Source organism: Amycolatopsis sp. NPDC051371 (assembly GCF_040682155.1).
Taxonomy (GTDB): domain Bacteria; phylum Actinomycetota; class Actinomycetes; order Mycobacteriales; family Pseudonocardiaceae; genus Amycolatopsis.
Genome location: NZ_JBFBAG010000032.1, coordinates 71,862 through 97,310, shown reverse-complemented (window position 1 = coordinate 97,310; position 25,449 = coordinate 71,862). Strand labels below are relative to the sequence as shown.

Sequence of the window (25,449 nt, the reverse complement as noted above, 5' to 3'; positions counted from 1 at the left end):
CGATTCCTAGCACTCGTGCCGCCGAAACACCAGGTCCACGATGGTCGGCATGAACCCGATCGACCTGAACGAAGTCCTGGCGAGCTTCGACGCCGCCTGGAGCCCGCGGATCGTCACCCGCGTCAACGACTACGACATCCGCCTCGCCCGCTTCGACGGCGAGCACGTCTGGCACGTCCACGAGGACACCGACGAGTTCTTCCTGGTCCTCGACGGCGAGATCGAGATCGGCCTGCGCGACCCGGACGAGCGGGTGGTGACGCTGTCCCGCGGCCAGGTGTTCGTGGTGCCGAAGGGGACGTTCCACAAGCCGTCGTCGAAGACGGGCGCGAGCGTGCTCCTGGTGGAACCGGCGGGGACGCTCTCGGTCGGCGACGAGCACGACGAAGTGCCGGACCACGTCGACGTCACCACGGGGCACCTGATCTAGCCGACCCTGCGGCTGACCTGCTGAGTCCTTCTGGAAAACGGCGTACCCTCGGCCGCATGAAACGGACCTCCTTCGCGCAGTGGCCGTGCTCGATCGCGCGCACCATGGACCTGCTGGGGGACTGGTGGACCCCGCTCGTGCTGCGTGACGCCTTCTACGGCGTCCGCCGCTTCGACGAGTTCCAGCAGGCGCTCGGCATCGCGCGCAACACCCTCGCCGACCGGCTCAAGCGGCTGGTCGACGAGGGGTTGCTGGAGAAGGTCGCCTACCAGACCGAGCCGGTGCGCTACGACTACGTCCTCACCGAGAAGGGCCGCGACTTCTACCCCGTGCTGCTCGCCATGACGCACTGGGGCGACAAGTGGCTCTCGAGCGAAGCCGGCCCGCCGATCACCGTGCACCACGCCGCCTGCGGGCACGACACCCACGCCGAAATCGTCTGCGCGGAGTGCGGCGAGCCGATGACGCCGGACGAGACGCGGATGCGCCGCGGTCCGGGCTTCCCGCCGCGGCTGGCGCAGCGGCCGGACGTCGAAGCGCGGTTCGCGCGGCAGGAGTGACGTTGACAGCGTAGGTCTATCTACGCAACTATCGTGGTCAGAAGCTCACCGAGAGGATTGGCGACCACGATGGAGTGGACAGGCGCGCGGTACGCGGACAAGCCGACGGCCGAGGTCTCGACCTGGATCGCCGCCGCCCCCGAGGACGTTTGGCGGGTCGTCTCCGACATCGCACTGATGCCTTCGCTGAGCGCCGAACTGCAGTCCGTCGAATGGTGCGAGGCCGGTCGCACGTTCATCGGCCGCAGCAAGCACGACGCGTTCGGCGAGTGGGAGACGACTTCGTACGTCGTCGAGTGCGAAGAGCCGCGCGTGTTCGCCTGGGCGGTGCAGGATCCGGCCGAGCCGAGTTCGGTCTGGAAGTTCACCCTCGAACCCGCCGACGGCGGCACCCGGCTGTCGCAGTGGATGCAGATGGGCCCGGGCCGGTCCGGGCTGTCGTTCGCCATCGACCGCATGCCCGAGAAGGAACAGAAGATCGTCTTCGTGCGGCTGCGGGAGTTCGAAGCCGCGATGACCGGCAACCTCGCCGCGATCAAGGAGCGGGTGGAAACCCGGTGAGGACCGCGACGACCGTCGAGTTCTCGAAGGATTCGCGCACGACGCTGGACTTCGTGCTGGAGGCGGAAAAGCTCGGCCTCGACGTCTGCTGGGTCGCCGAAGCCTGGGGCTCGGACGCGCCGTCCGCGCTCGGCTACCTCGCCGCCCGCACCGATCGCATCCAGCTCGGGTCGGGCATCATCCAGCTCGGCACGCGCACGCCGGTCGCGATCGCGCAGGCCGCGTTGACGCTCGCCGACCTGTCCGGCGGCCGGTTCGCCCTGGGCCTGGGCCCGTCCGGGCCGCAAGTGGTCGAAGGACTGCACGGCGTCCCGTTCGCGAAGCCGTTGACGCGGATGCGGGAAACCGTCGAGATCATCCGCCAGGCTTTCGCCGGGGAGAAGATTTCGTTCTCCGGCAAGGCGTTCGAGATCCCGCTGCCCGGCGAGGCACGGCCGATGCGACTGTCCACCACGCCGAACCCGGACATCCCGATCTACCTCGCGACGCTGTCGCCGAAGCTCCTGGAGCTCACCGGCGAGGTCGCGGACGGCTGGCTCGGCACCAGCTTCGTCCCCGAAGGCGCCGACGCGTACTTCAGCCACCTCGACGCCGGACTCGCGAAGTCGGGCCGCACACGCGAGGACATCGACGTCTGCCAGGGCGCCGAAGTCGCCTTCGCCGACAACGAGGACGAGTTGCGCGTCATGGTCGGCAGCCGCAAGAAGGAGCTGGCCTTCAGCCTCGGCGGCATGGGCTCGGCCACCACGAACTTCTACAACAACGCCTACAGCCGCCAGGGCTGGGCGGACGTCGCCGCCGAAGTCCGCGAGCGCTGGCAGGCCGGCGACCGCGACGGCGCGACCGCGCTCGTCACCGACGAGATGGTGCTCGGCACGACGCTGATCGGCACCGAAGAGATGGTCCGCGCCCGGCTGCGCGTCTGGCGCGACACCGGCATCGACACGGTCCGGCTGTACCCGGCCGGCGAAACGCTCGAAGCGCGCCTCACGACGCTCGGTCGGGCATTGGAGCTGATATGACCAGCGACTGGCACCGCACCGCGTGCAGCCTCTGCTACCTCAACTGCGGGCTGGAAGTGCAGCTCGACGGGCGGAAGATCACCCGCGTCCGCGGCGACAAGGCGCACCCGCGCTCGGGCGGGTACCTGTGCCAGAAGGCGCAGCGCCTGACCTGGTACGGCGACCACGAAGACCGGCTGACGACGCCGCTGCGCCGGCGTCCCGACGGCACCCACGAGGCCATCGACTGGGACACCGCGCTCACCGAGATCGCCGCGAAGCTGCGCGCGATCCGGGACGCCGACACCGCGGCGGGCCGGCCGGGCTCGTTCGCCTACGTCGGCGGCGGTGGCCAGGGCAACCACTCCGGCGGTGCGTACGGCGCGTCGCTGCTGAAGTGGATGAACTCGACGCGCCACTTCAACGCGCTGTCGCAGGAGAAGACCGGCGACTTCTGGGTCAACGGGCAGCTGTTCGGCTCGACGCTCGTGCACACCGCCGAGGACGTCGAGCACTGCGACCTGCTGGTCGTGCTCGGCTGCAACCCCTGGCAGGCCCACGGGTTCAGCAACGCGCGGCACGCGCTCAACACGATCAAGAACGATCCCGCGCGCAGGATGATCGTGATCGACCCGCGGCGCACCGAGACCGCGGAGATCGCCGACCTGCACCTGCCGCTGCGCCCCGGCACCGACGCCTACCTGCTGGGCGCGATCCTGGCGCTGGTGCTCGAACGCGGGGGCGTCGACGAGGAGTTCCTCGCGACGCGCACCGAAGGCTTCGACGAGGTCGCCGCCGTGCTCGGGAAGATTCCGGTGGACGAGTGGATCGCGCACACGGAAGTGTCCCGTGTGGACGTCGAGAAGGCGGTCGACCTGATCCTGGCGGCGACGGCGATGACCGTGCGCGTCGAGCTGGGTATCCAGCAGGGCCGGCACTCGACGCTCAACAGCTACCTCGAGAAGCTGGTGTACCTGGTCACCGGGCACTTCGGCCGGCGCGGCACGAACAACCTGCACTCGTGGCTGCTGCCGCTGTGGGGCTCGACGAGCGGGCAGCGGTCCGAGGTCACCGGGTTCGAGTACATCGGCGGCCTGCTGCCGGCGAACACGCTGGCCGAGGAGATCCTCACCGACCACCCGAACCGCGTGCGTGCGCTGTGGGTCGAGTCGTCCAACCCGGCCAACACCTTCGCGGGCACGCGGGAGGTCGAGCGGGCGGTGCGGGAGGCCGAGCTGTCCGTGGTCGTCGACGTCGCCTACACCGAGACCGCCGCGCTGGCGGAATACGTGCTGCCGGCGGCGTCCCAGCACGAAAAGTGGGAGTTCACGCTCTTCACCTTCGAGTGGCCGACGAACTACTTCCAGCTGCGGCCGCCGTTGCTGGACCCGCTGCCGGGCACGCTCGTCGAGGCCGAGATCTACACGCGGCTGTTCGACGCGCTGGGCGTGCTGCCGCCGTCCGACGTCCTCGCGTCGCTGGCCGCCGGGCCGCGTGAAGAGGTGCAGGCGGGGATCGGCGCGCTGGTCCAGGCGATGCCGGAGCGGTCCGCGATCCTGCCGGTGCTGCTCTATCGGACGCTGGGCGCGTCCCTGCCCGACGGCGCGGCGTCGATCGCGCCGCTGTGGGCCGGTTGTCACCGCGCGGCGAAGACGATGACCGTGCCGGTGCAGCGCGCTCTGGGGAGCACTGCGACGGGTCTTCAGCTCGGTGAGGAGTTGTTCGCCCGCGTGCTGGCCGGTCCGACGCCGTTTTCGACGCACGAGCAGGACGAAGTGTGGAGCCTGATGCGCCGCTCGCGGGTCCGGCTGGCCGTGCCGGAGCTGCTCGACTGGCTCTCGTCGCTCGACCCGGCTTCGGAGCGGCCCGACCCGGCGTTCCCGTTCTCGCTGATCAACGGCCAGCGCCGCGCGCACAACGCGAACCAGATCTTGCGGGACCCGCGCTGGCGCCGCACGGATCCGGACGGTGCGCTGCGAGCGCGTCCGGAAGAGCTGGAATCGGTCGGCGCTTCGCCGGGCGACTGGGTGGCGGTCGTGACGCCGGCCGGTCGCGTCGTCGTCCGCGCGGAAGCCGATCCGGGGCTGCGGCCGGGCCAGCTTTCGCTGCCGCACGGCTACGGCATGGCGCACCCGGACGCGCACGGCAGGCGCGTGGTCAGCGGCCCGCGGATCAACCTGCTGACGGACGCCCTCGACCGCGACCCGATCGCGGGCACCCCGCACCACAAGGACGTCCCGGCGCGCCTGGAGCCCGCGACAGAAGAGGAACGGGCCCGGGCCGAGTCGGACAGCGCGCGCGTCCGCGAGACCGTCGCGAGTGGACGGTCTTAGCGTTTCCCCGGCTTTTCCGCCATAGTGGGACCCTCAACCGAAGGGGGCCCATGCGCAAGATCGTTTCGAACCTGTTCATCTCGCTCGACGGCGTGGTGGAGGCGCCCGACAAGTGGTCACTCCGGTACTGGAGCGACGAAATCGGCCAGGCGGTCGGCGGCGGGATGGCCGCGGCCGACGCGATGCTGCTCGGGCGCGTCACCTACGAAGGGTTCGCCGAAGCGTGGCCCGGCCGGAGTGCCGAGGACGACGAAGGTGCCGAGTTCATGAACAACGTGCGCAAATACGTGCTTTCGTCCACGTTGTCCGAAGTCGGCTGGAACAACTCGACGCTGCTGACCGGCGACCCGGCCGTGGCCGTCCGCGCGCTGAAGACCGAGCCCGGTGGCGACATCATGACCAGCGGCAGCACGACGGCGGTGCGCTGGCTGCTGTCCGAAGGCCTGGTCGACGAGCTGAACCTGCTGCTGTACCCGATCGTCGTGGGGCAGGGGAGACGCCTGTTCCCCGCTGAGGGGCCGACCTTCCCGCTGGTGCTGAAGAAGTCGGCCACGTTCGGCAACGGCGTCGTCCAGCTGACCTACGTCCCGGCGTGATCACGCCGTTCCGGATCGACGTCCCCGAGGCAGACCTCGACGACCTGCGTGCGCGGTTGCGAGGGACCCGCTGGCCCGAGGCGGGCCCGGACGACTGGAGCCAGGGCACGCCGCTGGGGTATCTGCGTTCCCTGTGCGACTACTGGGCTTCCGGTTACGACTGGCGGGCCTTGGAAGCGCGGGTGAATCGCTTTCCTCAGTACCGCATGGAAATCGACGGCCTGGGGCTCCATTTCCTGCACGTGCGTTCGCCGCGTCCCGACGCACTTCCGCTGATCCTCACCCATGGCTGGCCCGGCTCGTTCCTCGAGTTCACCAAGGTGATCCCGCCGCTCGCGGAGGAGTTCCACCTGGTGATCCCGTCGCTGCCGGGCTACGGGTTCAGCGACAAGCCGTCGTCGCCGGGCTGGGGGATCGAGCGCATCGCGGCGGCATGGGCTTCGCTGATGGCCGGCCTCGGTTACTCCCGTTACGGCGCCCAGGGCGGCGACTGGGGGACGTCGATCACGACGGCGCTGGCCCAGCTGGACGCGGCCCACCTCGCGGGCATCCACCTGAACCCGCCGATCGCGGCCCCCGACCCCGCGACGTTCGACGACTTGACTCCCGCGGAGCGCGCGGCGCTTACCGCGTTGGACCACGCGCAGCGCTGGGAGGACGGGTATTCGGTGCTGCAGTCGACCCGTCCGCAGACGCTGGGGTACGGGTTGCTGGATTCCCCGGCCGGGCTGTGCGGCTGGCTGGTGGAGAAGTTCCACGCGTGGTCGGACGGCTTCCCGTTCACCCGCGACGAGCTCCTGGACGACGTGACGCTGTACTGGCTGACGGGCACGGCGGCGTCGTCGGCGCGGTTGTACTGGGAGAGCATCCGGAAGGTGCAGAAGTGGTTCTCGGAGGCCACCGACGACACGGTGGACGTGCCGACGGGCTGTTCGATCTTCCCGAAGGAGATGCCACGGCCTTCTCGGCGCTGGGCGGCGAAGCGGTACACGGACATCCGGCATTGGAACGAGCTGGAGCGCGGCGGGCACTTCGCGGCTTACGAGCAGCCTGAGCTGTTCGCCGACGAGGTGCGGACCTTCTTCCGCCTGGTCCGCCAGCCGCACGGCCTCAGTTGACCTGCCGGTTCCGGCCCTGCCAAAACGGCTCCCGCAGCTTGAACTTCTGAATCTTGCCGGTCGCCGTCCGCGGCAGCTCGTCCAGGAACTCCACCCGCTTCGGGCACTTGTACCCGGCCAGGTACTCCCGGCAGTGCTTGATCAGCTCTTCCGCAGTCACCTCCGACGAGGTGACCACCAAAGCCGTCACCAGCTCGCCCCACTTCTCGTCCGGGATGCCGATCACCGCCACCTCGCGGACCGCCGGGTGCGAGTTCAGCGCGTCTTCCACCTCGATCGACGACACGTTCTCGCCACCCGAGATGATCACGTCCTTCTTGCGGTCCGCGATCGTCAGGTACCCGTCTTCGAACGAACCGCCGTCGCCGGTGTGGAACCAGTTGCCCTCCTGCACCCGCGCGGTCTCGTCGGGATTCTCCCAGTACCCGTCCAGGTTGTGGTTCGACTGCGCGAGCACTTCGCCGTCCGTGTCGACGGCGATCCGTACGCCCAGCGCCGGCGTCCCCGCGCGGCCCAGCAAGCGGGCCTGCTCGTGCGGATCGAGGTCGGCCCACTCGCTGCGCATCCGGTTCACCGTCAGCAGCGGCGCCGTCTCGGTCAGCCCGTAGATCTGGATGAACTCCCAGCCCAGCTCCGCCCGCACCCGCTCGATCGTGCGCGTCGGCGGTGGTGCGCCGGCCACCACGATCCGGACGCGGTCGCGGCCCGGGATCTCGCCCTCCCAGGTCGCGGCGCCGTCCAGCGCCGCCGTGACCACCGCGGGTGCTGCGCACAGGATCGTTACGCCGTGCTCCTCGATGCGCCGCAGGATCTCGGTGCCGTCGACCTTCCGCAGCACGATGTGGCGCCCGCCGAGCCCGGTCACCGCGTACGGCATGCCCCAGCCGTTGCAGTGGAACATCGGCAGCGTGTGCAGCAGGACGTCGTTGTCGTTCAACGTCGTGTGCAGGCCGAAGACGGCGGCGTTCAGCCAGATGTTGCGCTGGGTGAGCTGCACGCCCTTCGGCCGCGCGGTCGTGCCCGAGGTGTAGTTGATGGTCGCCGTCGCGGACTCGTCGCCGGCCCACGGCCTCGGCGTTCCGTCGCCGCCCCAGATCGCCTCGTCGTCGCGACCCAGGACGAAGACGTGCTTGGCCGTCACCGTGTCGAGCAGGTGCTCCAGCTCGGGGTCGACGATCAGCACCTCGGCCCCGGAGTGCTCCACGATGTACTTGACCTCGGCCGGGGCGAGCCGGAAGTTCACCGGCACCAGGACGCGGCCCCACCCGGACACGCCGAAGAACGACACGAGCAGCCGTGCGGCGTTGTGCGACACCATCGCGACGCGCCCGCCGACCGGCACGCCCAGCTCGTCGAGGTGCGCGGCCTGCGCGCGGGCCCGCTGCGCCACCTCGCGGTAGGTGAGCGAACCCCAGCTCGGCGCCGGCTGGTCCGGCTCGTCGACCACCGCGACGCGGTCCGGGTACACCGTTTCCGCGCGGTCGAGGAAGTCCCGGACACCCAGATCGAAGAACATGCCCCCGATGATGACTCTTCGCAGGTGCTCGCACCAGTCCGATGTGGTTCGCTGGAGCACGATGGACTTCGACACGGTGGCCGGCGAGCTCTACGGGGGTGACCTCGCGGAGTTCGTCAGCGCGCGCAATGCGGCCGCGAAGGCCGCGAAGGCCGAGGGGGACGCCGAGCTCGCGGCGAAGATCCGCGAGCTGCGGAAGCCGACCACGGCCGCGGCGATCGTCAACCGCCTGGCCAGGGAAGACGCCGGCGAGCTGAACGAGCTGGCCGAACTCGGCGACGAGCTGCGCGACGCCCACACCCGCCTGGCCGGCGACGACCTGCGGGCGCTGACCCGGCGCCGCGGCGACCTGGTCCGGCGGATCCTCCACGGGTTGCCGTCGATGAGCGACACCGTCTCCCGCGAGGTCGAGGCGACCCTGGAAGCCGTCGCGGCCGACCCGGGCACCGCGCAGCTCGCCGTGGCCGGGCGCCTGACGTCCGTGGCTCACCAGGACACCGACCAGTGGTTCACCCTCGCCGCGAGCGCCGCCCCGCCGTCCACCGGCAAGCGCCCGGCGAAGCTGGTGGAAAAGGCCGAACCGGCGAAGCCCAAAAAGGACCACCGACGCGAGGAAGAGGACCGCAAGGAGCGCGAACGCGTCCGCGCCGAGCGCGAGCGCCTGCGCAAGGAGGCCGCCGAGCTGGCCAAGGAGCGCGCGGTGGCCGAGCGCGACCTGGTCCGCACCGAACGCGCGGCCGAGCAGGCGACGGCCCGCGTCGACGACCTGCGCACGCGCTTGGCCGAGGCGGAGGAACGTGCCGAGCGCGCGACGGCGGAGTTCGAGAAGGCGAAGGAAACCTACGAGCAGGCCGACAACGCCGCCGAGGAAGCGCGAAAGGCCGCCGAAGCCCGCTGATTCCGTGCTACCGTGGCGATGCGCTCCGGATGGGCCTATGCACGGAGGTAGTGGCTACTCAGCCCCTTGAATCGACACGTTCTGCCTTCCCAGGCAGAAGTGTGCCCTCCGCGCGCCCGATCCGTGTCGGTTCACGGCCTCCGGTGATCACTTCATCGGAAAGGACCAGCTTGATCCAGCTCACCACGACCGGTGCCCGCACCGGCCGGCAGCACCGCATTCCCTTGGGCGCCTTGGACATCGGCGGCCGTCTCGTCGTCGTCGCGTCGGCGATGGGCTCGCCGAAGCACCCCGCCTGGTACCACAACATCCGGCACAACCCGCTGGTCACAGTGGAAACCGACGCCGAGACGTTCGACGCGATGGCCGCGCTCCCGCCGGACCGCGACGCGTTGTTCGCCGAAATCGTCGCGCGCGAACCGGGCTTCGCCGACTACCAGGCGAAGACGGCGCGCGTGCTGCCGGTCGTCGAGCTGCACCGGCTCGATGCCGTGCGCCGCATGGGCGACTGGCTCGTCGAGGTGCACGACTGGTTGCGCGCCGAGCTGCGGGACCTGCGCGACGGTGGGTCGCAGCGCCTGAGCACGCGGTGCTCCGGCTTCTGCACCGCGCTCACCCGGCACCACTCCGGGGAGGGTGCCGCGATCTTTCCCATGCTGGCCACGCGGTTCCCGGCGCTCGCGCCCACAGTGGCGAAGCTGGGCGAGGACCACGTCGTCGTCGCGCGGTTGCAGGAGGAGATCCAGCGGCTCGTCGACGAGGAAACCGATCCGGCCCGGCTGCGGACGGAGTTCGACCGGCTGGCGTCCGCTTTGGACGACCACTTCGCCTACGAGGAGCGCACGATCGTCACCGCGCTGAACGCCCTCCTGCCCGCGCCCGGCTGATCAGAGCTGTTCAGAGCAGGATTTCGGCCAGCTGCCGGTGGTTCTCGGCCTCGACCTCGGCCGACCGGCCGATCACCTGGACGGCCACGTGGTCGGCGCCGGCGTCCACATGGGACCGCAGCCGCTTCGCGATCTCCTCGGGCGTCCCGTGCACCGCGAGGTCGTCGATCAGCCGGTCGCTGCCGCCGCCGGTGACGTCGGCGTCGGTGTACCCGTGGCGCAGCAGGTTGTTCACGTAGTTGCGCAACCCGAGGTAGGGCTCGCGGATGAAGGCCCGGCCGACTTCGCGGGCCTCCTCGGGGGCGCCGACGACGACTTTCTGCTCCGGGGCCAGGATCTTGCCCGCGCCCAGGACCGACCGGGCGTGCCGCGTGTGCTCGACCGGCACGAGGTACGGGTGCGCGCCCGCCGTGCGGTCCCTGGCCAGTTCCAGGACCCGGTCGCCGAGCGCGGCGAGCACCCGGGCCTCGATGGGCACGCCGGCGGCGTCGAGCCGGTCGAGGAAGTCGACGAGCGTGGCGTACGGGCTGTGGTAGCCGGTGACGGACTCGGGGTGGCCGACGCCGATCCCCAGCAGCAAGCGCTTTCCGTAGCGCTGCGCGAGCCGGTGGTAGGACTCGGCCAGCGGCTCCGGCGCGTCGGCCCAGACGTTCACGATCGCCGTCGCCACGGTGATCCGCTCGGTCGAGGCCAAGATGTCTTCGACGAAGGCGAGGTCGCTGATCGACGCGCGGCCGGTGCCGAGCCAGGCCGTGCCGTAGCCGAGCTCGTCCGCCGCGACGGCGTGCTGCTTGCGGGTCACGTCGTCGCGGTGCGGGGACAGGAACACGCCGTAGGTACCGAGGCTCACTACACTTGTCATACGGACCAATGTAGCAAATGTAGCGCGTCAGTTCGAGAGGCGGTGCAGCCACTCGCGCAACAGGTGCCGCTCGGTCGTGGTCAGCTCGTCGACGTCGTCCGTGAGCGCGGTCGACAAAGCGACCGCGAGCGCGCCGACGGACGAGCCCTCGGCGGGTCGCTCGGCGAGCAGCCCGGCCAGGACGGCCTCCCTGACCTGCGTGGACATCGCCAGGTCGCGGGTCTCCTCGGGCTGCGCGATCAGGCTCAGGGTGACCCCGCTGTTCGCCGCCGCGAACTGCCGCGCGGCCTCCGCCGCGTCGACGCGCAGCCGGCCGTCACGCGCCAGCGGCGTGAACAGCTCCAGCAACATCGCTTCGGCGCTCGAGGTGAGGTTGCACGGCACGCCCGGCTCGATCTGGCCGTAGAGCAGCACGTAGAACTGGGGGTTCTCCAGGCCGTACCCGACGTGGCGGTCCCACCCCGCGCGGATCCGGTCCACCGGGTCGCCGCCCGGCGCGGGGGCCTGGACGTACTGCGTGAAGCCGTAGTTCACGACGGCGTCGAGCAGGCCCTGCTTGCTGCCGAAGTGGTGGTACAGCGTGGGGGCCTGGACGCCGGCGCGTTCGCAGATCGCCCGCGTCGACACCGGCCCGCCCTGCGCTTCGTGCAGGAGCTGCCCGGCGGCCAGCAGCAGGCGGTCGCGGGTGCTGGTGGTGCTGCTCGATCGTCCGGCCATGTAGCAATTGTAGCGCCGGTCTGTAACGTCAGGTCCGCAGTCGCAGCTGCACGCGGCGAAGCCCGGCGAAGGCGTTCAGCACCGCCGGGTCGGTCGTCGCGGCGTCCGGCCGCACCGACCGGTAGCCGTCGAGGAGCGACTCCCGCAGCTCGTCCCGCTGCGGCAGGTGGTTGAGCTCGTCGAGCGCCACGGCGAGGTCGTACGCGTAGTGCCCGTACCCGCAGTCGTCGAAGTCGATCGCCCGGACGCGGCCGCGGTGGAACAGGTAGTTCTCCTGGCGCAGGTCGCCGTGGACCAGGCCGAAGACGTCGGCGCCGCACCCCAGGACGGCCCGGACCGCGCGCACCCGCCCGACGGCGGTGCGGACCCGTTCGTCGCCGCCGGCCAGTACGACCGCCCGGTCGAGCACGGCGTCGGAGAAGCCGTCGACCTGCGAGCGGCCGAACTCGGTCAGGTCGTCGACGCGCCCGCGGTCGAGGCCGTTCATCCGCGCGCCGTGCAGGTGCAGCCGCGCGGTGAACTCGCCCACCGCGTACAGCTGCGGCGCGCTGAGCCGTTCGTCGACGAACCGGCCGTCGACCCAGTGGCAGAGCACGCAGGTGCGCGGCTCCGGCACCGCCGGGTCGGCGACCACGGTCACCCAGTCCCGCGCCCGCGTCGGCACCGGCCGCGGGACGACGAGGTCGGTTTCACGGCCCAGCGCGGCGAGCCACGCCATTTCGGCCCGCACCTGCGCGGCACCGGGGCCGTCCGCACGCTGCACGCGCAGCGCGTACCGGTGGCCGTCCGCGCCGTCGACGCGGAACACCGTGTTGAGCCCGCGCCCCAGCGGCGTCAACCGGGCCACCGACACGTCGTAGGCGGTCAGGGCGGCTTCGGCGAGGCGGCGCAGGCGTCTGGTGCGGCCGGAGCGGTCGAGGTCGGCGAACGGCCGCTCGTTCGCCGTCGAGCCCGCCATGGCCCACGTGCTCAGCTGATCGACCGTTCCGGCTCGCGGGCGTGCGCGACGAGCTCGATCGCCGGCGTGTGGCGCCCGCCGCCTCCCAGTCGCTCGACCCCTCGCAGACCCTCGACCAGCCGCTCGACCTCGGTGTCCGGCCGCACCCCGAAGCGCATGAACTGGCTGGTCATGCCGATCTTGTTGCCGCACTGGCGCACCAGCAGGTGGTGCTCGGCGAGCAGGTAGTCGCACAGTTCGGCGCCCTCGACCGAGCCGGGCAGCTTGACGAGCAGGAAGTTCGCCTGCGACGGGAACACCGTCAGCTCCGGGAACTGGTTCAGCTGCGAGTTCATCATGAACCGGTCGAGGGCGAGCTTCTTGAGACTGTCCTCGTACTCCGCGCGGTGCTCGGCGAGCATGAAGATGACGGTCTCGGCGAGCGAGTTCACGTTCCACTTCGGCAGCGCGCCTGACAGCTTGCGCGTCAACGCCGGGTTCGACACCTGGTAGCCGAAGCGGATCCCGTGCAGCCCGAAGTTCTTGCCGAGGCTCTTCAGCACGATGACGTTCGGCCGTACGACGGCTTCGGCAGCCACCGACGGGCTCATCTCGGCCTCGACGAAGTCGATGAACGACTCGTCGATCACCACGAGGTCGAGGTCCTCGAGGGCGTCCATGAACCGGATCACCTCGCGGCGCGGCAGGTACCCGCCGTCGGGGTTGTTCGGGTTGCACAGCACCGCGACCCGCGAGCCGCGGCGCTTGATGAACGCGACGTACTCGTCGACCCGGAGCTCGAAGTTGTCGGACTCCTTGAGCAGGAACATGTCGACGCGCTTGCCGGTCTCGAGGGGCTGGTCGGTCCAGCGGCCGAACGTCGGGATCGGCACGGCGATGCTGGCGTCGACCAGCAGCCGGTCGATCCAGGTGATCAGCTCGGTCGAGCCGTTGGCCAGCGAGATCGTCGACGGGTTGAGCCGCAGCACGCTCGCCAGCTGCGCGGTGATCGCGCCGGCGTCGCTCGGGTAGAACTTGAGGATCGTGCGGAGGTTGCGCTCCAGCTCGCCGAACATCTCGTCGGTGGGGAAGTACGGGTTGCAGGGGATGCAGAAGTCCGCGAGGTCGTCGGCGTGCTGTCCCATCGCCCTGGCCACGGAGAAGAACGACGGGCTGTGGGCCGCACTCTGCTGGAAAAGGCCTCTGGTGGTCATACCGTGCCGCACGCGTGGTCTCCGTCCGCCGCTTTACCGGCCCCTTGCCTTCCCGATGGGGACACGGGTGAATCGGACGGACGGTTCAACACCGGTCACGGCGTAGACCCCGAGGCCGGCCAACGCGGCGCCGGCGAGCACGGAGAGGGCGAGGAGCGGCAGCGGTGCGGCCAGCGGGTCGATGCCGGTGAAGGACTCGACGCCGATCACGGCGGTGAGCAGGGCGTCGGCGGCCACGGCTGCTTTGACGACGCGCAGCCGGTGCGCTTCGGGCCAGCGGGTGAACCGCAGGACCCAGGCCAGCGCGGGGAGCACGAGGATCGCGTGCATCGCGACCGCGTGCAGCGGCTTGAGCGACCCGGCGGTGGTGTAGGCGCCTTGCGGGTCGCCGCCGCGGGCCTCGACCACGCCGCGGGCGATCATCACCGCCCCGGTGGCCAGCGCGACCAGCAGCACGACCAGGCCCGCGCGGACGGCCAGGCGCAGGCTCGCCGCTTCCGGGCCCGGCCCGACCAGCGCCGCGGCCGTGAACCCGATGACCGTCAGGATGAGCACTCCGCCACCCGCGGCGAGCGTCATCGACACGGCGTTGTCGAACGGCGTCTCGAAGTTGAAGTGGGACGGCACCCCGCGCCAGGCCTGCATGCTGACCAGCACGACCTCGGCGACGCTCGCGGCCGTGAACGCGCCGAGCAGGGCGGTGCGCAGCCGGGGGCGGACGGTGAGGAACGACGTCGCCCAGGCGACCGACGCGAGCGTCAGCCCGAACGACAGGCCGAACGTGACGGCCTTGCGCATCGACAGCGGCCCCAGCCACGAGCCACCGGTGGCGACGAGCACGGCCGCGTGCGCGACGCCGCTCAGGAACAGTGCCGCGCCGACGGCGTAGGCGATCCGCTCGGCTCGCCTGCCGTCGTGCCAGATCCGGGTCAGTGCGTTCATGCACCGAGTGTCGCGCCGGGGAGGGGGTCACCGCGTCGGCCCGGCGTCGACACCACGGCGTACGACGACGGGCGTACGGCAATGGGGAAGAAACGTCGAAAAGCGCTGGTAAAGGAATTGTGTTGTTCTTGACCGGAATATTGCCGAATCGCGTGCCCGGCGCCACTCGCGAGGCGGATGCATTGTGGGCGAAAGAGTTCTACCATCGAGTCATGTACATAGCCCTGCTGACCTACACAGCGCCCGAAACAGAAGTCGACTACGCGCTCCCGGACCATTCGGACTGGTTGCGTCAACAATTCACGAAGGGGGTCTTCCTCGTTTCCGGAAAGGGGACCGGCGCGGCCGACCACGTGATCCTCACGCGGTCGGTGCTGCGCGGCAAGCTCGACGCCGTGCTCGCCAGCGATCCGTTCGTCGTCCGGCGCCTGGCCCGCTACGAAGTCATCGAGTTCACCGCCACGCGCACCGCCCAGGAGCTGCTGGCGATCAACGAGGCCATCGCCTCCTGAGGAATTCCGCCACGGTCGGGTGGCCCGGCGACGAGGCCCCGCCACCTGCCGGCGAAGAACGCTCACCTGCTGGCCCGCTTATGATCGGGCGCACGGATGTCCAGCAGGGAGAGTGCGATGAAGACCCCCGACCTCGTCTTCCGGGGCCGCCGGTTGAGCAGCGACCGCGCGCTGGTGCTGGCCGTGGTTCAAGTGCTCCCGGAGCCCGACGCGGCGCGGGAAGCGGTCCTGAACGCCGTCGAGGACGGCGCCGATCTCGTGGGTTTCGCCGGAACCGGCGTCGAACCCCTGGTCGCGTGGGCGCGCTCGAAGTTCCCCGATCTCTGCCTGGCGGTCGACACCGCGGACGCTGCGGTGGCTGCCGCGTGCTGTGAGGCCGGAGCCGACCTGATCCTCGCGCGGACCGACCTCACCGAGGTCGCGGCGCGGTTCGGCGCCGGTTACGCCGGCTCTTCGGTTCCTTCCGCGCCCGGTTTCGTCCTGGACGTCGGGGTGCTGCGGGCGGCGCCGTCGCTGCCGGAGGACCTGCCGGTGCTGCTCTCGGTCGCCGGCGACGGAACCCCTGCCGGACTGGCGCTGGCGGCGCTCGCGGCGTCGGCCGGGGCGGCGATCATCCGGACCGGGCACGTGCGCGCGACGAGGCACGCGGCCGAGATGGCGGCGAGCATCGCGGGCACGCGCCCGCCGGCCAAGGCGGTCCGATGGGAGTGATCCGGCAGATCTGGCCGGTCGAGCGCGGCCTCGACGACCACGATCTGGAACAGCTCTACCAGTACCCGGCCGGTCCCCGGTGGGTCGCGGTCAACTTCGTGGCCAGCACGGACGGCGCGATCACGGTCGAGGGCCGCTCGGCGAGCCTGTCGACGCCGGCCGACCGGATCGTCTACCGGCTGGGCAACGACCTGGCGGACGTGGTGCTGGTGGGCGCGGGCACGGCGATGGCGGAGGGGTTCGAGGGCATGCGCCCCGACGAGCGCACGGCCGAGCGCCGCCGCCGGTTCGGACTGGCCCCGATCGCCCCGGTCGCGGTGGTGACGACCGGGCGGTCCCTGCCCGCCGATGCCCCGGTGATCACGAAGGCTGCGGTCCCGACGCTGGTGTTCACGTCGTCTGCGGCGCCTTCGTCGTTGCGTGACGAATGGGCGGCGAACGGGGCCCGGGTGTTCGTCGTGGGTGCATCGGAGGTGTCGGCTTCCGAGGTGGTCTCGACGTTGGCGGCCGAGGGTCTGGGCCGCATCGACTGCGAAGGCGGGCCGAAGTTGTTCGGGTCGTTGATCGAGGCGGGAGTGGTCGACGAGTTCCGCCTGACGGTGGCGCCGTTCCTGGTCGCGGGAGCATCGAGCCGGGCAGCGGTGGGCGGGGCGATCGACCCGGCTTCCCTGGAGCTGGCTTCGGTGCTGACGGACGGGAGCAGCGTGCTGCTGAGGTATTTGATTCCCCGCTAGGCCCCGTTTTTGTCGGTGCTGCCCGGTATCGTGGAATTCGGGGTTCCCTGGGCCGTTTTTGTCGGTGCCTTCCGGTAGTGTGGAAATCGGGGGGCTGCTTACGCCCGTTTCCCTTGCGCCACAACAGAAATCCCAGGTCGCAGCGCCGTCCGGGTTTCACCCGATTCAGTGATGATCTTCGCACGTTTGTTCGGTAATGTCAGTGGCATGACCACTCTTTCCCTTTCCTGCGACCGAAGACCGGCGCCGCACCCGCGGCGATCACAGCAGCCGGCGAAAATGCTCCGCCATCTCGAGACGCCCGGCTTCCCTCGGCGCAAGCCAAGCGAAGTCGTCGTGCTCTTCCGGGTTGAGCACGACGTCTCCGGCGCCGTCTTCTTCCACCGTGTAAACGAAAGCGTGGATCTCCATCGCGCGCCCGGCGACGTCCGGCCAGGAATCGCGGGCGAGTTCACCCGTCACCCGGACCCGCAACCCCGTTTCCTCCGCCGCTTCCCGGACCGCGGTGGCTTCGAAAGCTTCGCCCGGCTCCACCGTCCCGCCGGGCAGTTCCCACCGTCCCGCGAGGAAGACGCCTGGCCCGCGCCGGAGGAACAGCACCCGGTCGCCGCGGGCGATCCAGCAGTAGGCCAGGTGCTTGCGCGCGATCTCCGTCATGCGCGCGATTCTCGCTCAGTTGGTCTTCGACGTTGGCAGGTGGGCGCCGAGGTACCCGACGTACACCGTGCCCGTGCCGTCCGTGTCGTCGAGGAAGTGCAGCCGTGGCGCCGGCGACTTGAAGCGTTCCAGGGCGATGTGGGCGCCGAAGTAGTCGCGGCCGCAGGGATTCGTCCGCGGGTCGACGCGGAACGTCCGCGCCTGGCGGAGCCGTTCGTTCGTGGTCACCGTGTCCGACTCGGCCAGGGCGATGATGTTGGCGCTGATCAGCGACCCCGGCTGGCCGGTGCGGGCGAACGCGAGTACGTCCGACAGCTCGGGCCCGGGGTCCTGGCCCGCGTCGAGCAACGTGGTCCGCGCGCCCGCGTACGCGTCGAGCGTGCGAAGCGCGTCCCACGCCTTGCGCCGCCATGCGCCGGCTTTCGGGTGGTGGTCGAGGATCGCGGCCGGAGCCGGTTCGGCCGTGATCGCGAGGTGCTTGAGCGTCGCCGTCGCGGCGCCGATCAGCTCGGCGAAACTCGGGAACTCCTCCGGCGGACGCTCGGCGGCGGCGACCTCGTCGTCGGCGTCGTGGAACCGGGCGAGCGTGCCCGCCAGCAGCCCGTTCACGCGTCTGAGGTCGTCGCGTTCGGTCTCCGTCTCTTCGAACGCGCGCGCGTAGTCGTCCACCTCTTCCTGAAGCTGCGCGAGCTGCGTCCGCAGGCACGCAACGTCGATCGCGGACAGCTCCTCGAGCCGGCGGCGGAGCACCTTCACCTCGCCGGCGCGCCGATCCCGGTCCTCGGCTTCGGCCTTCGACTTCTTGCGCAGGATCGTGATCACGCCCCGCGCCTCCGCCAGCTCGCGCTCGGCGCGGTCCAGCTTCTCGGTCAGCTCGGCGTCCGGCTCTCGTTCCGGCGCGTCGAACGGATCCGTGGCGTACCACGCTTTCACGCTCGGTACCTCCGCCCACTCCTCGGGCAGCGGCGTCCGGCCGCGCGTCTGAAGCAGTCGCGTGATCGCTCCTTGAAGCGCCTCGCCCGACACCGGGCTGGCGGTCTCGACGAAGTCGGGGAGCTGGTCGCACAGCGGCGCGTACAGCCGTGCGCCCTGCGGCACCTCGTAGCCGAGGGGCACGTGCTGGTTGAGGGTGCGGCGGAAGCGGTCGTCGACGTCGAACACGTTGACCAGCCCGGGCCAGCCGTCCACCGGCACGGTCGGCGGTTCGGTGAGCATCAGGACCGCCGACGTCCGCCAGTCCGCCACCAGCGCTTCGCCCAGCAGCTCCGCGACACGGTCGCACTCCTTGCGAGACCAGCCGCGCATCGCGAGAACCGGCGCTTCGATCGGGATCTCGTCACTCCCGCTCGCGCCGAGCTCCTCCAGCCCGATCCGGTGCGCCGGCGCTTCGTGGCAGCTGCGCCACGCCCGCGTGCACGCGGCGGCCAGCAACCACGCCACGCGATCTTCACCGGCGTGGTAGCACAACGAAAGCAATACCTGAACGGAGTAGCGTCCTTCGCCGCCCGTCCACCCGAACTTCAGGTCGCACCGGCGCGAACCGCCGTCGTCGGAGGAGCCGAGATCGGCCACCGTGTAGTCGTCGTGCTGCCGCTGGCGGGCGATCAGCCTGCTGCGCAAGGCGTCCAGGGGGCGTTTCCCCTCGGTGGGGACCAGTCCGTGGTGCCAGATCCGGTGCACCCCCACAGGACTCAACTCCGTTCGCCGGGAACAGGACCTCAGGCGAACATAGCGGATCCTGTGACCGGGCGAACGCGGGGCGTCACGTCATGCCCGCGTCCAGAGGCAGAACGGATGCCCGGCCGGATCGAAGCAGACGCGGACGTCCTCCTGCGGCTGGAAGTCCGAGACGACAGCACCCGCGGCGGTCGCGGCCGACGTCGCCGCGTCGAGGTCGTCGACCTCGATGTCGAGGTGCAGCTGCATCTGCTGGGCGCCGCCGGCGGGTGGCCACACCGGCGGGAGGTGGTCGGTCTCGAGCTGGAACGACAGCCCGGCGCTGCCGTCCTCCGGGCGCAGCGTCACCCACTCCGGCTCGTCGGTCTTGATCGGCCAGCCGAGCAGCTTCGAGTAGAACTCGGCGAGCGCACGCGGTTCCGGCGTGCCCAGCACGGTGGAAGTCAGCTTCATGATCCGGTGGTACCCGCGGGCGCGGGACTTCTACCGGGCCGGGCCGCTCTGGGTGTCGAAGTAGCCGATGGGCGGGCCGACCTGCCGCCACGACGTCGTCGCGAACACCGCGGCCCCCGAGAGCGCGAGCAGCGCGGTGATGACGGCGAGCGTGGCGCCGATCCGGCCGGGACCGGGCCGGGTGCGCGCACCGGCGTGCACGCCGAAGACGAGCGCCAGCACGCTGATCGGCAGCAACGCGAACCACAGCGCGCCGAGGACCAGCACGAACGCCTGCGCGACCCAGGAAAACACCCACGCGGTCACGACCGGCGGCCGCACGATCAGCCAGGCCGCCCAGGTGGCGACGGCGAGCGTGAGCCCGGACGCGCCGATCGCCAGCGACGCGATCGCCAGGCCGCGGCCGGGCCGCGTGGTTTCGGTCGATTCGGCTTCGTGCTCCGGTGCCCCCATGCCGGGAACATCTCGGCGGGACGCCCTGGCGTTACGCGGAATACCCCGCCGCCGCGCGGGTTGATTCCAGGCGCAGGCGAAAGATCACTGAGGGAGCCGCCATGTCGTCCGAGCACATCCAAGGGACCGTCGCCGACGGGTTCGAGTCCGTCCGCGAAGAGTTCGCCGCCGTCGCGACCGCCGAAGGCGGTGACTACGCGGCCCAGCTCGTGGCGCACGTCGACGGCGAGCGCGTCGTCGACCTGTGGACCGGCCCCGAGATCACCGCCGACTCGCTGACCGGCGTGTTCTCCTCGACCAAGGGCGCGGCGCACCTGGTGGTGGCGCTGCTCGTCCAGGACGGCGTGCTCGACCTCGACCAGCGGGTCAGCCACTACTGGCCGGAGTTCGGCGCGGCGGGCAAGGCGGCGGTCACCCTCCGGGAGCTGCTGGCGCACCGCGCCGGCGTCGTGGGCGCGGACGCCGGCTTCACGGCCGACGAGATCGCCGACGACCGCGTGATCGCCGAGCGGCTCGCCCCGCAGCGGCCGTACTGGCGCCCCGGCACGGCGTTCGGCTACCACGCGCTGGTGATCGGCGCCCTGACCGGCGAGGTCGTCCGGCGCGTCACCGGCCGCAGCATCCAGGAGCACTACGAGGAGCGCATCCGGCGGCCGTTCGGCCTCGACTTCTACCTGGGCCTGCCGGAGGAGCTGGAGCCGAGGTTCCTGACGACGCAGCCGATGCTCCCGACACCGGAGCAGCTGGCCGAGCTGGAGGCGAACGCGACGGGACCGGACAGCATCACGGGGATCGCGTTCAACCGCAACCACCCGAAGGCACCGGAGCTCTGGGACCTCCCGAACCTCAAGGCGGTCCGCCGGCTGAGCCCGGCCTCGGTGGGCGGCGTGGCCTCAGCACGCGGCCTGGCCGGAATGTACGCGGCGGCGATCAGCGGCCCCGAGCGGCTGCTGAACCCGGAGACGGCGGCGGAGTTCGCCCAGATCCATTCCACCGGCGACGACCTGTCGACCCGCAACCACAACGCATTCGGCCTCGGCTTCGCGATCGTCTCGGACGACTACCCGGTCCTCGGCCAGGGAGCATTCGGCCACAGCGGCGCGGCGGGTTCCCAGGCGTTCGCGGACCCCCGAAGCGGCCTGGCGTACGGCTACAACCGCCGGCGCTTCGCATTCCCGGGCGGAGCGGCCCCGGAGAACGTCAGGCTGGTAAACGCGATCCACAAGGCGGTGACCGAAAAGCGGGCATGACGAGTTAGTGGTCCACAAAGGACTCTCCTGGCCGGCCGGCCAGGAGAGTGGTGGTCGCACGCTCGAAATCGTCCTGCGCCCGTGAGGCCCGCCGAGCGCAGGGCGCCAAGGAGCTGCGCAGGATGGCGCAGGTTGGCGAGCCGCGGGTCAGGGCGTCGAAGCCGCTCGGCGCGTAGCTGGCACCGTCGCCCCTCCCCGGCAGCCTGCGACGAGAGGCCGAGCAAGCCGACGGAGCTCTCACCTTCGGACGAATCAGGCACCCGGGACCGCCGAAGAAGGCGAGGATCGCCGTCCGCACCCGGCGCAACCCCTCACCCCGGACGGCCCCGGCACCCGCTCGGCCACCCGGCGGGATGCACGTCCGCATTGGACGTCGTTACAGAGTTCACTCGTTAGGACGTTCCGGTCGAGAAGTTTGGCCTGATCACGGGCTTCGGATTGACTTTCCGTAGCGAAAACCCTCCCGATCATCGCGTCGGTGTGGAACTATTGGTCCGTTCGCGGGGAGAGGGCCCCGCGAGGGGGACTCACCGTCACGGCGAGCGGCCCCATGCAGATCCCCAGGGGAGAGGAGATCGACCATGTCGACGCCCACGGACACCAAGCCGGAGGAAACCCCGGAGCCGGTCGAGAACGCCGGCCCGGTAGCCGACGAACACGGCTGGGTGCACATCGACCACGAGCACATCGGGACCGAGAAGAAGGACGGCCCGATCGTGATGCCGAACTGCGGACCGCCCTGCTACCAGGTCGCCCGCTGACCTTCACCGAACTGTGATCGCCCGCTTGCCGATCTTCTGTCGGCAGGCGGGCTTCTTTCTGCTACGGGCTGTGGTGTCATAGTGGAGTGCCCGTGACAAAGCTCGATCCGACCGAAGTCATCGACAAGGTTCGACAGCTTCACCGGGCAGCCGCGGACAAATCGTGCCTCGCGCGCTACCACGAAGGCGTTCGCCTCCTCCGGCGAGCAGTCGGCCTGCTCGACTCGATCTACCCCGTGCCCGACGAGCACTACACCCAGTGGCTCGTGGTGCGGATCCGCGTGTCGAGCCTGCTCGCCGCGCTGTCTTCGGAGATTTCCGGTGACGTGGGTGCCGGTCTGGCCGCGCTGGACGACGTGCGGCTGCTGACCGGCGCGATCGACGATCGGGTGCTGAAGGCCGAGCTGAACGGCGCGCTCGACCACAACTACGCCGCGAAGCTCACCACCGTGGGACGGAACGAGGACAGCCTCAAATACTTCGACCTGTCGCTGGAGCACCAGGAGTACCGGCTGCAGCACGGGGCGGCGCCGGAATCGCGCATGGAGGCCTTCGCGCAGACGCTGACCATGCGAGCCTCGAGTTACACCCGGCTGGGCAACGTCCAGCAGGCTCGTGCGGACCTGAACCGGTCGCTGGAACTGGCCGAGAAGTACGAGCTGCGCGCCCAAGCCGCTGACATCCACCGGAACTTGGGCACGTTGGCGCTCCGGACGGGCGATGTGCCGGAAGCCCTTCGCCTATACGAGGTGAGCGAGCGCAGCTACCGGGCGCTGGGGCGGGACGCGCCGCCCTGGTTGTGGCTCGAGCAGGCTCAAGCTCTGCTGGCCGCCGGGCTCGCCGATGAGGCCGGTGCTCACCTCGACAGTCACATGGCCGTGATGGCCGACCAGGACAGCGTGACCCGTGACCTGGGATTCGTCGAGCTGCACCGGGCTTCTGCGGCGCTGCTGAGCGATGACCTCGACCTCGCCCGGCAAATGGCCGCCGCGGCGCGCAGGCGGATGCTCAAGGTCGGCTGCAAGACGTGTGTCGCGAACGCGACCATCGTCGGCTTGCAGGCCGATACGCGCGAGGCGCTGCGGAACGGGGCGTTTCCGGCGGCTCTGCCGGGCAGGGCGCTGCGCGCGGCCGACAAGATGCCGGTTCCGAGGCTCGCCGATCAGGCCGCCACCGCACGGATGCTGGCCGTCCGCCTCGACATCCGGCGCGGCAACCTCAAACGCGCCGTCGAAACCCTCCGGAAAGTCCCCCGCCCCGGGCAGCTCACCCCCATCGACTATCGGATGCTGCGCCGCCTCTGCCGGGCCGAACTGGCCGTCGCCCAGGGGAGCCGGGCCAGGGCGCTCACCGAGATCCGGTCCGGGCTCACCGAGCTCGACGCCGTCCGCGACCGGATGGGTGGACTCGATCTCGTCTCCGGGACCGCCCTGCACGGCCAGGAGCTCGCCGACCTCGCTGTCAAGCTCGTGCTCGAACGCAGCGATGCCCGGCGGCTGTTCGTCTGGCTCGAACGGACGCGCGCCCAGACCTACCGCTACGAACCGCTCTCCGCCGGGACCGATCCCGAGCTCGCCGCGCGCGTCGCCGAGGTGCGGGGCCTCGGGCAGGCCATCCAGGAAGCCCAGCACGACGGCCACCCCATCGCCGGGCTGCGGGCCAAGTACAACGAACGCCTGCGCGAGGCCCAGCGGCTCGGCTGGCACACCGGGCGCTGGGGCCGGCCGCGGCCGGTGGCGGGGCTCGGCGAGGTTGTCGCGCAGCTCGGGGAGCGCGCCTTGGTCAGCTTCGCCGCTTCCGGGGACGAGCTCGTCGCCCTCGTCGTCGCCGGGGGTGAGTGCCGGCTCGTGCGGCTCGGGTCCGCCGGGGCCGCCGCCGAGTCCGCGCGCGTGCTCAACGTCGACCTCGACGCCCTCGCACCCGACAACCTGCCCGAACGGCTGGCCGAGGTCGTCATGGCCTCCGCGCGCAAGCAGGCCGACAAACTGGACGCCCAGCTCATCCAGCCGCTCGCCGAGGTCTTCGGCGACCGCGACCTGGTCATCGTCCCCACCGGCCCGCTCTACGCCGTCCCGTGGGGCGTCCTGCCCGGACTGCGGGGGCGGCCCACCGTCGTCGCGCCGTCGGCGACCGCGTGGCTCGCCGCCGAGCTGACGAAGTTGCCGCGCGCCCGCAAGATCGTGCTCGTGCGCGGGCCCGGGCTGGCCGGCGCGCGGGGTGAGCTGGAGAAACTGACCACCCACTACCGCACCGCGACGACCATGACCGGCGCCAAAGCCACCGTGAAGTCCGTGCTGCGCGCGATGGACGGTGCCAAGCTCGCCCACTTCGCCGCGCACGGCGCGCACGAGCCGGAGAACGCGCTGTTCTCCCGCCTCGAACTCGCCGACGGCGCCCTCTTCGGGCACGAGATGGCCGGACTGCGACAACCGCCGCGTCAAGTCGTCTTCGCCGCGTGCGAGCTCGCGCTCAACCGGATCCGGCCGGGCGACGAAGCCCTCGGGTTCGCCAGTGCGCTGCTCGCCAGCGGCTCCCGCACGGTGATCGCGCCGCTGTCTCGCGTCGGCGACCTGGCCTCGGCGGCCGCGATGGACGACTACTACCGCGCGCTGGCCGTCCGGGACAGCCCCGCGCTGGCGCTGGCCGACGCGATCGCCGTCGACCCGTTCCGCCGGCCCTTCGTCTGCCTCGGGTCAGGCTGAGAACGCTGAGAACGCCGGGGGCGACCACACCAGCCGCGGGTCGGTCTGGACGAAGCTGCCGAGCAGGTGGTCGACACGCGTCAGCACGTCGAGGTCCAGCCGGACGCCGGCGGCCTTCGCGTTCTCCGTGACCTGCTCCGGCGTGCTCGCGCCCACCACCGCGGACGCGACGGTTTCGTGCTGCAACGTCCACGCCAGCGCGAGCTGCGCCATCGTCAAGCCCGCGTCGTCCGCGACGCCGCGAAGCAGCTCCACCCGCTCCAGCAGCTCCGGCATCAGCAGCGGCCGCGCGGGCGCCGGCCCGGCCCCGCGCGAGCCCGCCGGTACGCGCCCGTCCCGGTACTTGCCGGTCAGGACGCCCTGCGCCAGCGGCACCGACGCGAACTGCCCGACGCCGATCCGCTCGCCCACCGGCATCACCTGCGCCTCCGGCACCCGCCACAGCATCGAGTAGTGCGGCTGGTTGGCGATGAACGGCACGTCGTACCGCGAAGCCGCTTCATGCGCCTGCAGCAGCTGCTCGGCCGTCCACTCGGACGTGCCGACGTACCGGATCTTCCCTTGCCGCACCAGGTCCGAGAGCGCGAGGAACGTCTCCGCGACCGGTGTCCGGTAGTCGAAGCGCAGCAGCTGGTAGACGTCGACGTGGTCGGTGCGCAGCCGCCGCAGCGAGCCTTCCAGCGACGCGATCACGTGCTTGCGGCTCAGCCCGGCGTCGTTCGGCCCCGGGCCCTCGGGCCAGAACACCCCGGTGCACAGCACGATCTCGTCGCGACGCACGCCGGCGAACGCCTCACCGAAGGACGCTTCCGCCGCGCCGCCGTCCCACGCCGCCGCGGTGTGGAACGTCGTGACGCCGGCGTCCAGCGCCGCGGCGACGCAGCCGGGAGCGTCGTGCGTCCGCCAGTTGCCGTAGGCGATCTCGCTCACGGCGAGCCCACTCGCGCCGAGCCTGCGGTACTCCACG

General features: G+C 70.8%; 26 protein-coding genes. 15 read left to right on the top strand and 11 right to left on the bottom strand.

Annotated elements, in window-relative coordinates; all coding sequences use genetic code 11:
- The first annotated feature begins 40 nt into the window (after positions 1-40).
- The 7 genes from AB0M59_RS33700 to AB0M59_RS33670 all read left to right on the top strand — a co-directional run bounded on the left by AB0M59_RS33700 (position 41) and on the right by AB0M59_RS33670 (position 6,599).
- Positions 41-430 carry a cupin domain-containing protein gene (locus tag AB0M59_RS33700; protein WP_364623531.1) on the top strand — a complete coding sequence of 130 codons (390 nt, stop codon included), beginning with the start codon at positions 41-43 and terminating at the stop codon, positions 428-430.
- A gap of 56 nt (positions 431-486) precedes the next feature.
- Positions 487-990, top strand: a complete 504-nt coding sequence (locus AB0M59_RS33695; RefSeq protein WP_364623528.1) for a helix-turn-helix domain-containing protein — start codon at positions 487-489, stop codon at positions 988-990.
- Between the two features lie 69 nt (positions 991-1,059).
- Positions 1,060-1,551, top strand: a complete 492-nt coding sequence (locus AB0M59_RS33690) for an SRPBCC family protein (protein WP_364623525.1) — start codon at positions 1,060-1,062, stop codon at positions 1,549-1,551.
- Positions 1,548-2,573 (top strand): LLM class flavin-dependent oxidoreductase, encoded by a 1,026-nt coding sequence (locus AB0M59_RS33685; protein WP_364623522.1) that lies wholly within the window; start codon positions 1,548-1,550, stop codon positions 2,571-2,573. Before AB0M59_RS33690 ends, AB0M59_RS33685 begins: the two co-directional genes overlap by 4 nt.
- Positions 2,570-4,885 (top strand): molybdopterin-dependent oxidoreductase, encoded by a 2,316-nt coding sequence (locus AB0M59_RS33680; RefSeq protein WP_364623519.1) that lies wholly within the window; start codon positions 2,570-2,572, stop codon positions 4,883-4,885. Before AB0M59_RS33685 ends, AB0M59_RS33680 begins: the two co-directional genes overlap by 4 nt.
- 50 nt (positions 4,886-4,935) lie before the next feature.
- Entirely contained in the window at positions 4,936-5,481 is a 546-nt protein-coding gene (locus tag AB0M59_RS33675) for a dihydrofolate reductase family protein (RefSeq protein WP_364623516.1), read from the top strand.
- Positions 5,478-6,599 carry an epoxide hydrolase family protein gene (locus tag AB0M59_RS33670; RefSeq protein WP_364623514.1) on the top strand — a complete coding sequence of 374 codons (1,122 nt, stop codon included), beginning with the start codon at positions 5,478-5,480 and terminating at the stop codon, positions 6,597-6,599. The genes AB0M59_RS33675 and AB0M59_RS33670 overlap by 4 nt, the downstream gene beginning before the upstream one ends.
- Here the strand turns inward: AB0M59_RS33670 and AB0M59_RS33665 are convergent.
- Positions 6,592-8,115, bottom strand: coding sequence for an AMP-binding protein (locus AB0M59_RS33665; RefSeq protein ID WP_364623511.1), 1,524 nt, complete (start codon positions 8,113-8,115; stop codon positions 6,592-6,594). The two genes, AB0M59_RS33670 and AB0M59_RS33665, sit on opposite strands and share 8 nt — an antisense overlap.
- A gap of 61 nt (positions 8,116-8,176) precedes the next feature.
- Between AB0M59_RS33665 and AB0M59_RS33660 the strand changes: the two genes are divergently transcribed.
- Positions 8,177-9,013, top strand: coding sequence for a hypothetical protein (locus AB0M59_RS33660; protein ID WP_364623508.1), 837 nt, complete (start codon positions 8,177-8,179; stop codon positions 9,011-9,013).
- Positions 9,014-9,183: 170 nt separating this feature from the next.
- Positions 9,184-9,900 (top strand): nitroreductase/quinone reductase family protein, encoded by a 717-nt coding sequence (locus AB0M59_RS33655; RefSeq protein ID WP_364623506.1) that lies wholly within the window; start codon positions 9,184-9,186, stop codon positions 9,898-9,900.
- 10 nt (positions 9,901-9,910) lie between these two features.
- Here the strand turns inward: AB0M59_RS33655 and AB0M59_RS33650 are convergent, their stop codons facing one another.
- From AB0M59_RS33650 to AB0M59_RS33630, 5 genes are read right to left on the bottom strand one after another with little or no spacing between them, the layout of a single operon-like run.
- Positions 9,911-10,762 (bottom strand): LLM class F420-dependent oxidoreductase, encoded by an 852-nt coding sequence (locus tag AB0M59_RS33650; protein ID WP_364623503.1) that lies wholly within the window; start codon positions 10,760-10,762, stop codon positions 9,911-9,913.
- 27 nt (positions 10,763-10,789) lie between these two features.
- Entirely contained in the window at positions 10,790-11,479 is a 690-nt protein-coding gene (locus AB0M59_RS33645) for a TetR/AcrR family transcriptional regulator (protein WP_364623500.1), read from the bottom strand.
- A 28-nt stretch (positions 11,480-11,507) separates the two neighbouring features.
- Positions 11,508-12,437: a phosphotransferase gene (locus tag AB0M59_RS33640; RefSeq protein WP_364623497.1), complete on the bottom strand. Its 930-nt coding sequence runs from the start codon at positions 12,435-12,437 to the stop codon at positions 11,508-11,510.
- Between the two features lie 11 nt (positions 12,438-12,448).
- Entirely contained in the window at positions 12,449-13,630 is a 1,182-nt protein-coding gene (locus tag AB0M59_RS33635; RefSeq protein ID WP_364623494.1) for a histidinol-phosphate transaminase, read from the bottom strand.
- 33 nt (positions 13,631-13,663) lie between these two features.
- Entirely contained in the window at positions 13,664-14,572 is a 909-nt protein-coding gene (locus tag AB0M59_RS33630) for a hypothetical protein (protein ID WP_364623491.1), read from the bottom strand.
- Between the two features lie 212 nt (positions 14,573-14,784).
- Between AB0M59_RS33630 and AB0M59_RS33625 the strand changes: the two genes are divergently transcribed.
- The 3 genes from AB0M59_RS33625 (at position 14,785) to AB0M59_RS33615 (ending at position 16,529) form a co-directional block, all read left to right on the top strand.
- Entirely contained in the window at positions 14,785-15,084 is a 300-nt protein-coding gene (locus AB0M59_RS33625; RefSeq protein WP_364623489.1) for a hypothetical protein, read from the top strand.
- Positions 15,085-15,201: 117 nt separating this feature from the next.
- Complete coding sequence (locus AB0M59_RS33620; protein ID WP_364623486.1) at positions 15,202-15,795, top strand: dihydropteroate synthase; 594 nt, start codon at positions 15,202-15,204, stop codon at positions 15,793-15,795.
- Positions 15,792-16,529 (top strand): dihydrofolate reductase family protein, encoded by a 738-nt coding sequence (locus tag AB0M59_RS33615; protein ID WP_364623652.1) that lies wholly within the window; start codon positions 15,792-15,794, stop codon positions 16,527-16,529. The genes AB0M59_RS33620 and AB0M59_RS33615 overlap by 4 nt, the downstream gene beginning before the upstream one ends.
- A gap of 261 nt (positions 16,530-16,790) precedes the next feature.
- Here the strand turns inward: AB0M59_RS33615 and AB0M59_RS33610 are convergent, their stop codons facing one another.
- From AB0M59_RS33610 to AB0M59_RS33595, 4 genes are all read right to left on the bottom strand, one after another.
- Positions 16,791-17,186 (bottom strand): NUDIX hydrolase, encoded by a 396-nt coding sequence (locus tag AB0M59_RS33610; RefSeq protein WP_364623483.1) that lies wholly within the window; start codon positions 17,184-17,186, stop codon positions 16,791-16,793.
- A gap of 15 nt (positions 17,187-17,201) precedes the next feature.
- Complete coding sequence (locus AB0M59_RS33605) at positions 17,202-18,872, bottom strand: hypothetical protein (protein WP_364623480.1); 1,671 nt, start codon at positions 18,870-18,872, stop codon at positions 17,202-17,204.
- Positions 18,873-18,953: 81 nt separating this feature from the next.
- Entirely contained in the window at positions 18,954-19,316 is a 363-nt protein-coding gene (locus tag AB0M59_RS33600; RefSeq protein ID WP_364623477.1) for a VOC family protein, read from the bottom strand.
- A gap of 30 nt (positions 19,317-19,346) precedes the next feature.
- Positions 19,347-19,769 (bottom strand): hypothetical protein, encoded by a 423-nt coding sequence (locus tag AB0M59_RS33595; RefSeq protein WP_364623474.1) that lies wholly within the window; start codon positions 19,767-19,769, stop codon positions 19,347-19,349.
- 101 nt (positions 19,770-19,870) lie between these two features.
- Here AB0M59_RS33595 and AB0M59_RS33590 point away from each other — a divergent pair, with 101 nt between their 5' ends.
- From AB0M59_RS33590 to AB0M59_RS33580, 3 genes are all read left to right on the top strand, one after another.
- Positions 19,871-21,019, top strand: a complete 1,149-nt coding sequence (locus AB0M59_RS33590; protein ID WP_364623471.1) for a serine hydrolase domain-containing protein — start codon at positions 19,871-19,873, stop codon at positions 21,017-21,019.
- 581 nt (positions 21,020-21,600) lie between these two features.
- A complete protein-coding gene (locus AB0M59_RS33585; protein WP_364623468.1) occupies positions 21,601-21,780 on the top strand; it encodes a hypothetical protein in 180 nt (59 codons plus the stop codon).
- Positions 21,781-21,872: 92 nt separating this feature from the next.
- On the top strand, positions 21,873-24,482 hold the full coding sequence (locus AB0M59_RS33580) for a CHAT domain-containing tetratricopeptide repeat protein (protein WP_364623466.1): 2,610 nt from the start codon (positions 21,873-21,875) through the stop codon (positions 24,480-24,482).
- Here AB0M59_RS33580 and AB0M59_RS33575 read toward each other — a convergent pair.
- Entirely contained in the window at positions 24,474-25,448 is a 975-nt protein-coding gene (locus tag AB0M59_RS33575; RefSeq protein WP_364623463.1) for an aldo/keto reductase, read from the bottom strand. The two genes, AB0M59_RS33580 and AB0M59_RS33575, sit on opposite strands and share 9 nt — an antisense overlap.
- Position 25,449 lies beyond the last annotated feature (1 nt).

What these genes read in the sequence shown, in the direction of transcription:
- AB0M59_RS33700 (WP_364623531.1), top strand. Translation starts at nt 41, where the DNA reads ATGGTCGGCATGAACCCGATCGACCTGAACGAAGTCCTGGCGAGCTTC.
- AB0M59_RS33695 (WP_364623528.1), top strand. Translation starts at nt 487, where the DNA reads ATGAAACGGACCTCCTTCGCGCAGTGGCCGTGCTCGATCGCGCGCACC.
- AB0M59_RS33690 (WP_364623525.1), top strand. Translation starts at nt 1,060, where the DNA reads ATGGAGTGGACAGGCGCGCGGTACGCGGACAAGCCGACGGCCGAGGTC.
- AB0M59_RS33680 (WP_364623519.1), top strand. Translation starts at nt 2,570, where the DNA reads ATGACCAGCGACTGGCACCGCACCGCGTGCAGCCTCTGCTACCTCAAC.
- AB0M59_RS33675 (WP_364623516.1), top strand. Translation starts at nt 4,936, where the DNA reads ATGCGCAAGATCGTTTCGAACCTGTTCATCTCGCTCGACGGCGTGGTG.
- AB0M59_RS33665 (WP_364623511.1), bottom strand. Translation starts at nt 8,115, where the DNA reads ATGTTCTTCGATCTGGGTGTCCGGGACTTCCTCGACCGCGCGGAAACG.
- AB0M59_RS33660 (WP_364623508.1), top strand. Translation starts at nt 8,177, where the DNA reads ATGGACTTCGACACGGTGGCCGGCGAGCTCTACGGGGGTGACCTCGCG.
- AB0M59_RS33650 (WP_364623503.1), bottom strand. Translation starts at nt 10,762, where the DNA reads ATGACAAGTGTAGTGAGCCTCGGTACCTACGGCGTGTTCCTGTCCCCG.
- AB0M59_RS33645 (WP_364623500.1), bottom strand. Translation starts at nt 11,479, where the DNA reads ATGGCCGGACGATCGAGCAGCACCACCAGCACCCGCGACCGCCTGCTG.
- AB0M59_RS33640 (WP_364623497.1), bottom strand. Translation starts at nt 12,437, where the DNA reads ATGGCGGGCTCGACGGCGAACGAGCGGCCGTTCGCCGACCTCGACCGC.
- AB0M59_RS33635 (WP_364623494.1), bottom strand. Translation starts at nt 13,630, where the DNA reads ATGACCACCAGAGGCCTTTTCCAGCAGAGTGCGGCCCACAGCCCGTCG.
- AB0M59_RS33630 (WP_364623491.1), bottom strand. Translation starts at nt 14,572, where the DNA reads ATGAACGCACTGACCCGGATCTGGCACGACGGCAGGCGAGCCGAGCGG.
- AB0M59_RS33625 (WP_364623489.1), top strand. Translation starts at nt 14,785, where the DNA reads ATGTACATAGCCCTGCTGACCTACACAGCGCCCGAAACAGAAGTCGAC.
- AB0M59_RS33620 (WP_364623486.1), top strand. Translation starts at nt 15,202, where the DNA reads ATGAAGACCCCCGACCTCGTCTTCCGGGGCCGCCGGTTGAGCAGCGAC.
- AB0M59_RS33610 (WP_364623483.1), bottom strand. Translation starts at nt 17,186, where the DNA reads ATGACGGAGATCGCGCGCAAGCACCTGGCCTACTGCTGGATCGCCCGC.
- AB0M59_RS33600 (WP_364623477.1), bottom strand. Translation starts at nt 19,316, where the DNA reads ATGAAGCTGACTTCCACCGTGCTGGGCACGCCGGAACCGCGTGCGCTC.
- AB0M59_RS33595 (WP_364623474.1), bottom strand. Translation starts at nt 19,769, where the DNA reads ATGGGGGCACCGGAGCACGAAGCCGAATCGACCGAAACCACGCGGCCC.
- AB0M59_RS33590 (WP_364623471.1), top strand. Translation starts at nt 19,871, where the DNA reads ATGTCGTCCGAGCACATCCAAGGGACCGTCGCCGACGGGTTCGAGTCC.
- AB0M59_RS33585 (WP_364623468.1), top strand. Translation starts at nt 21,601, where the DNA reads ATGTCGACGCCCACGGACACCAAGCCGGAGGAAACCCCGGAGCCGGTC.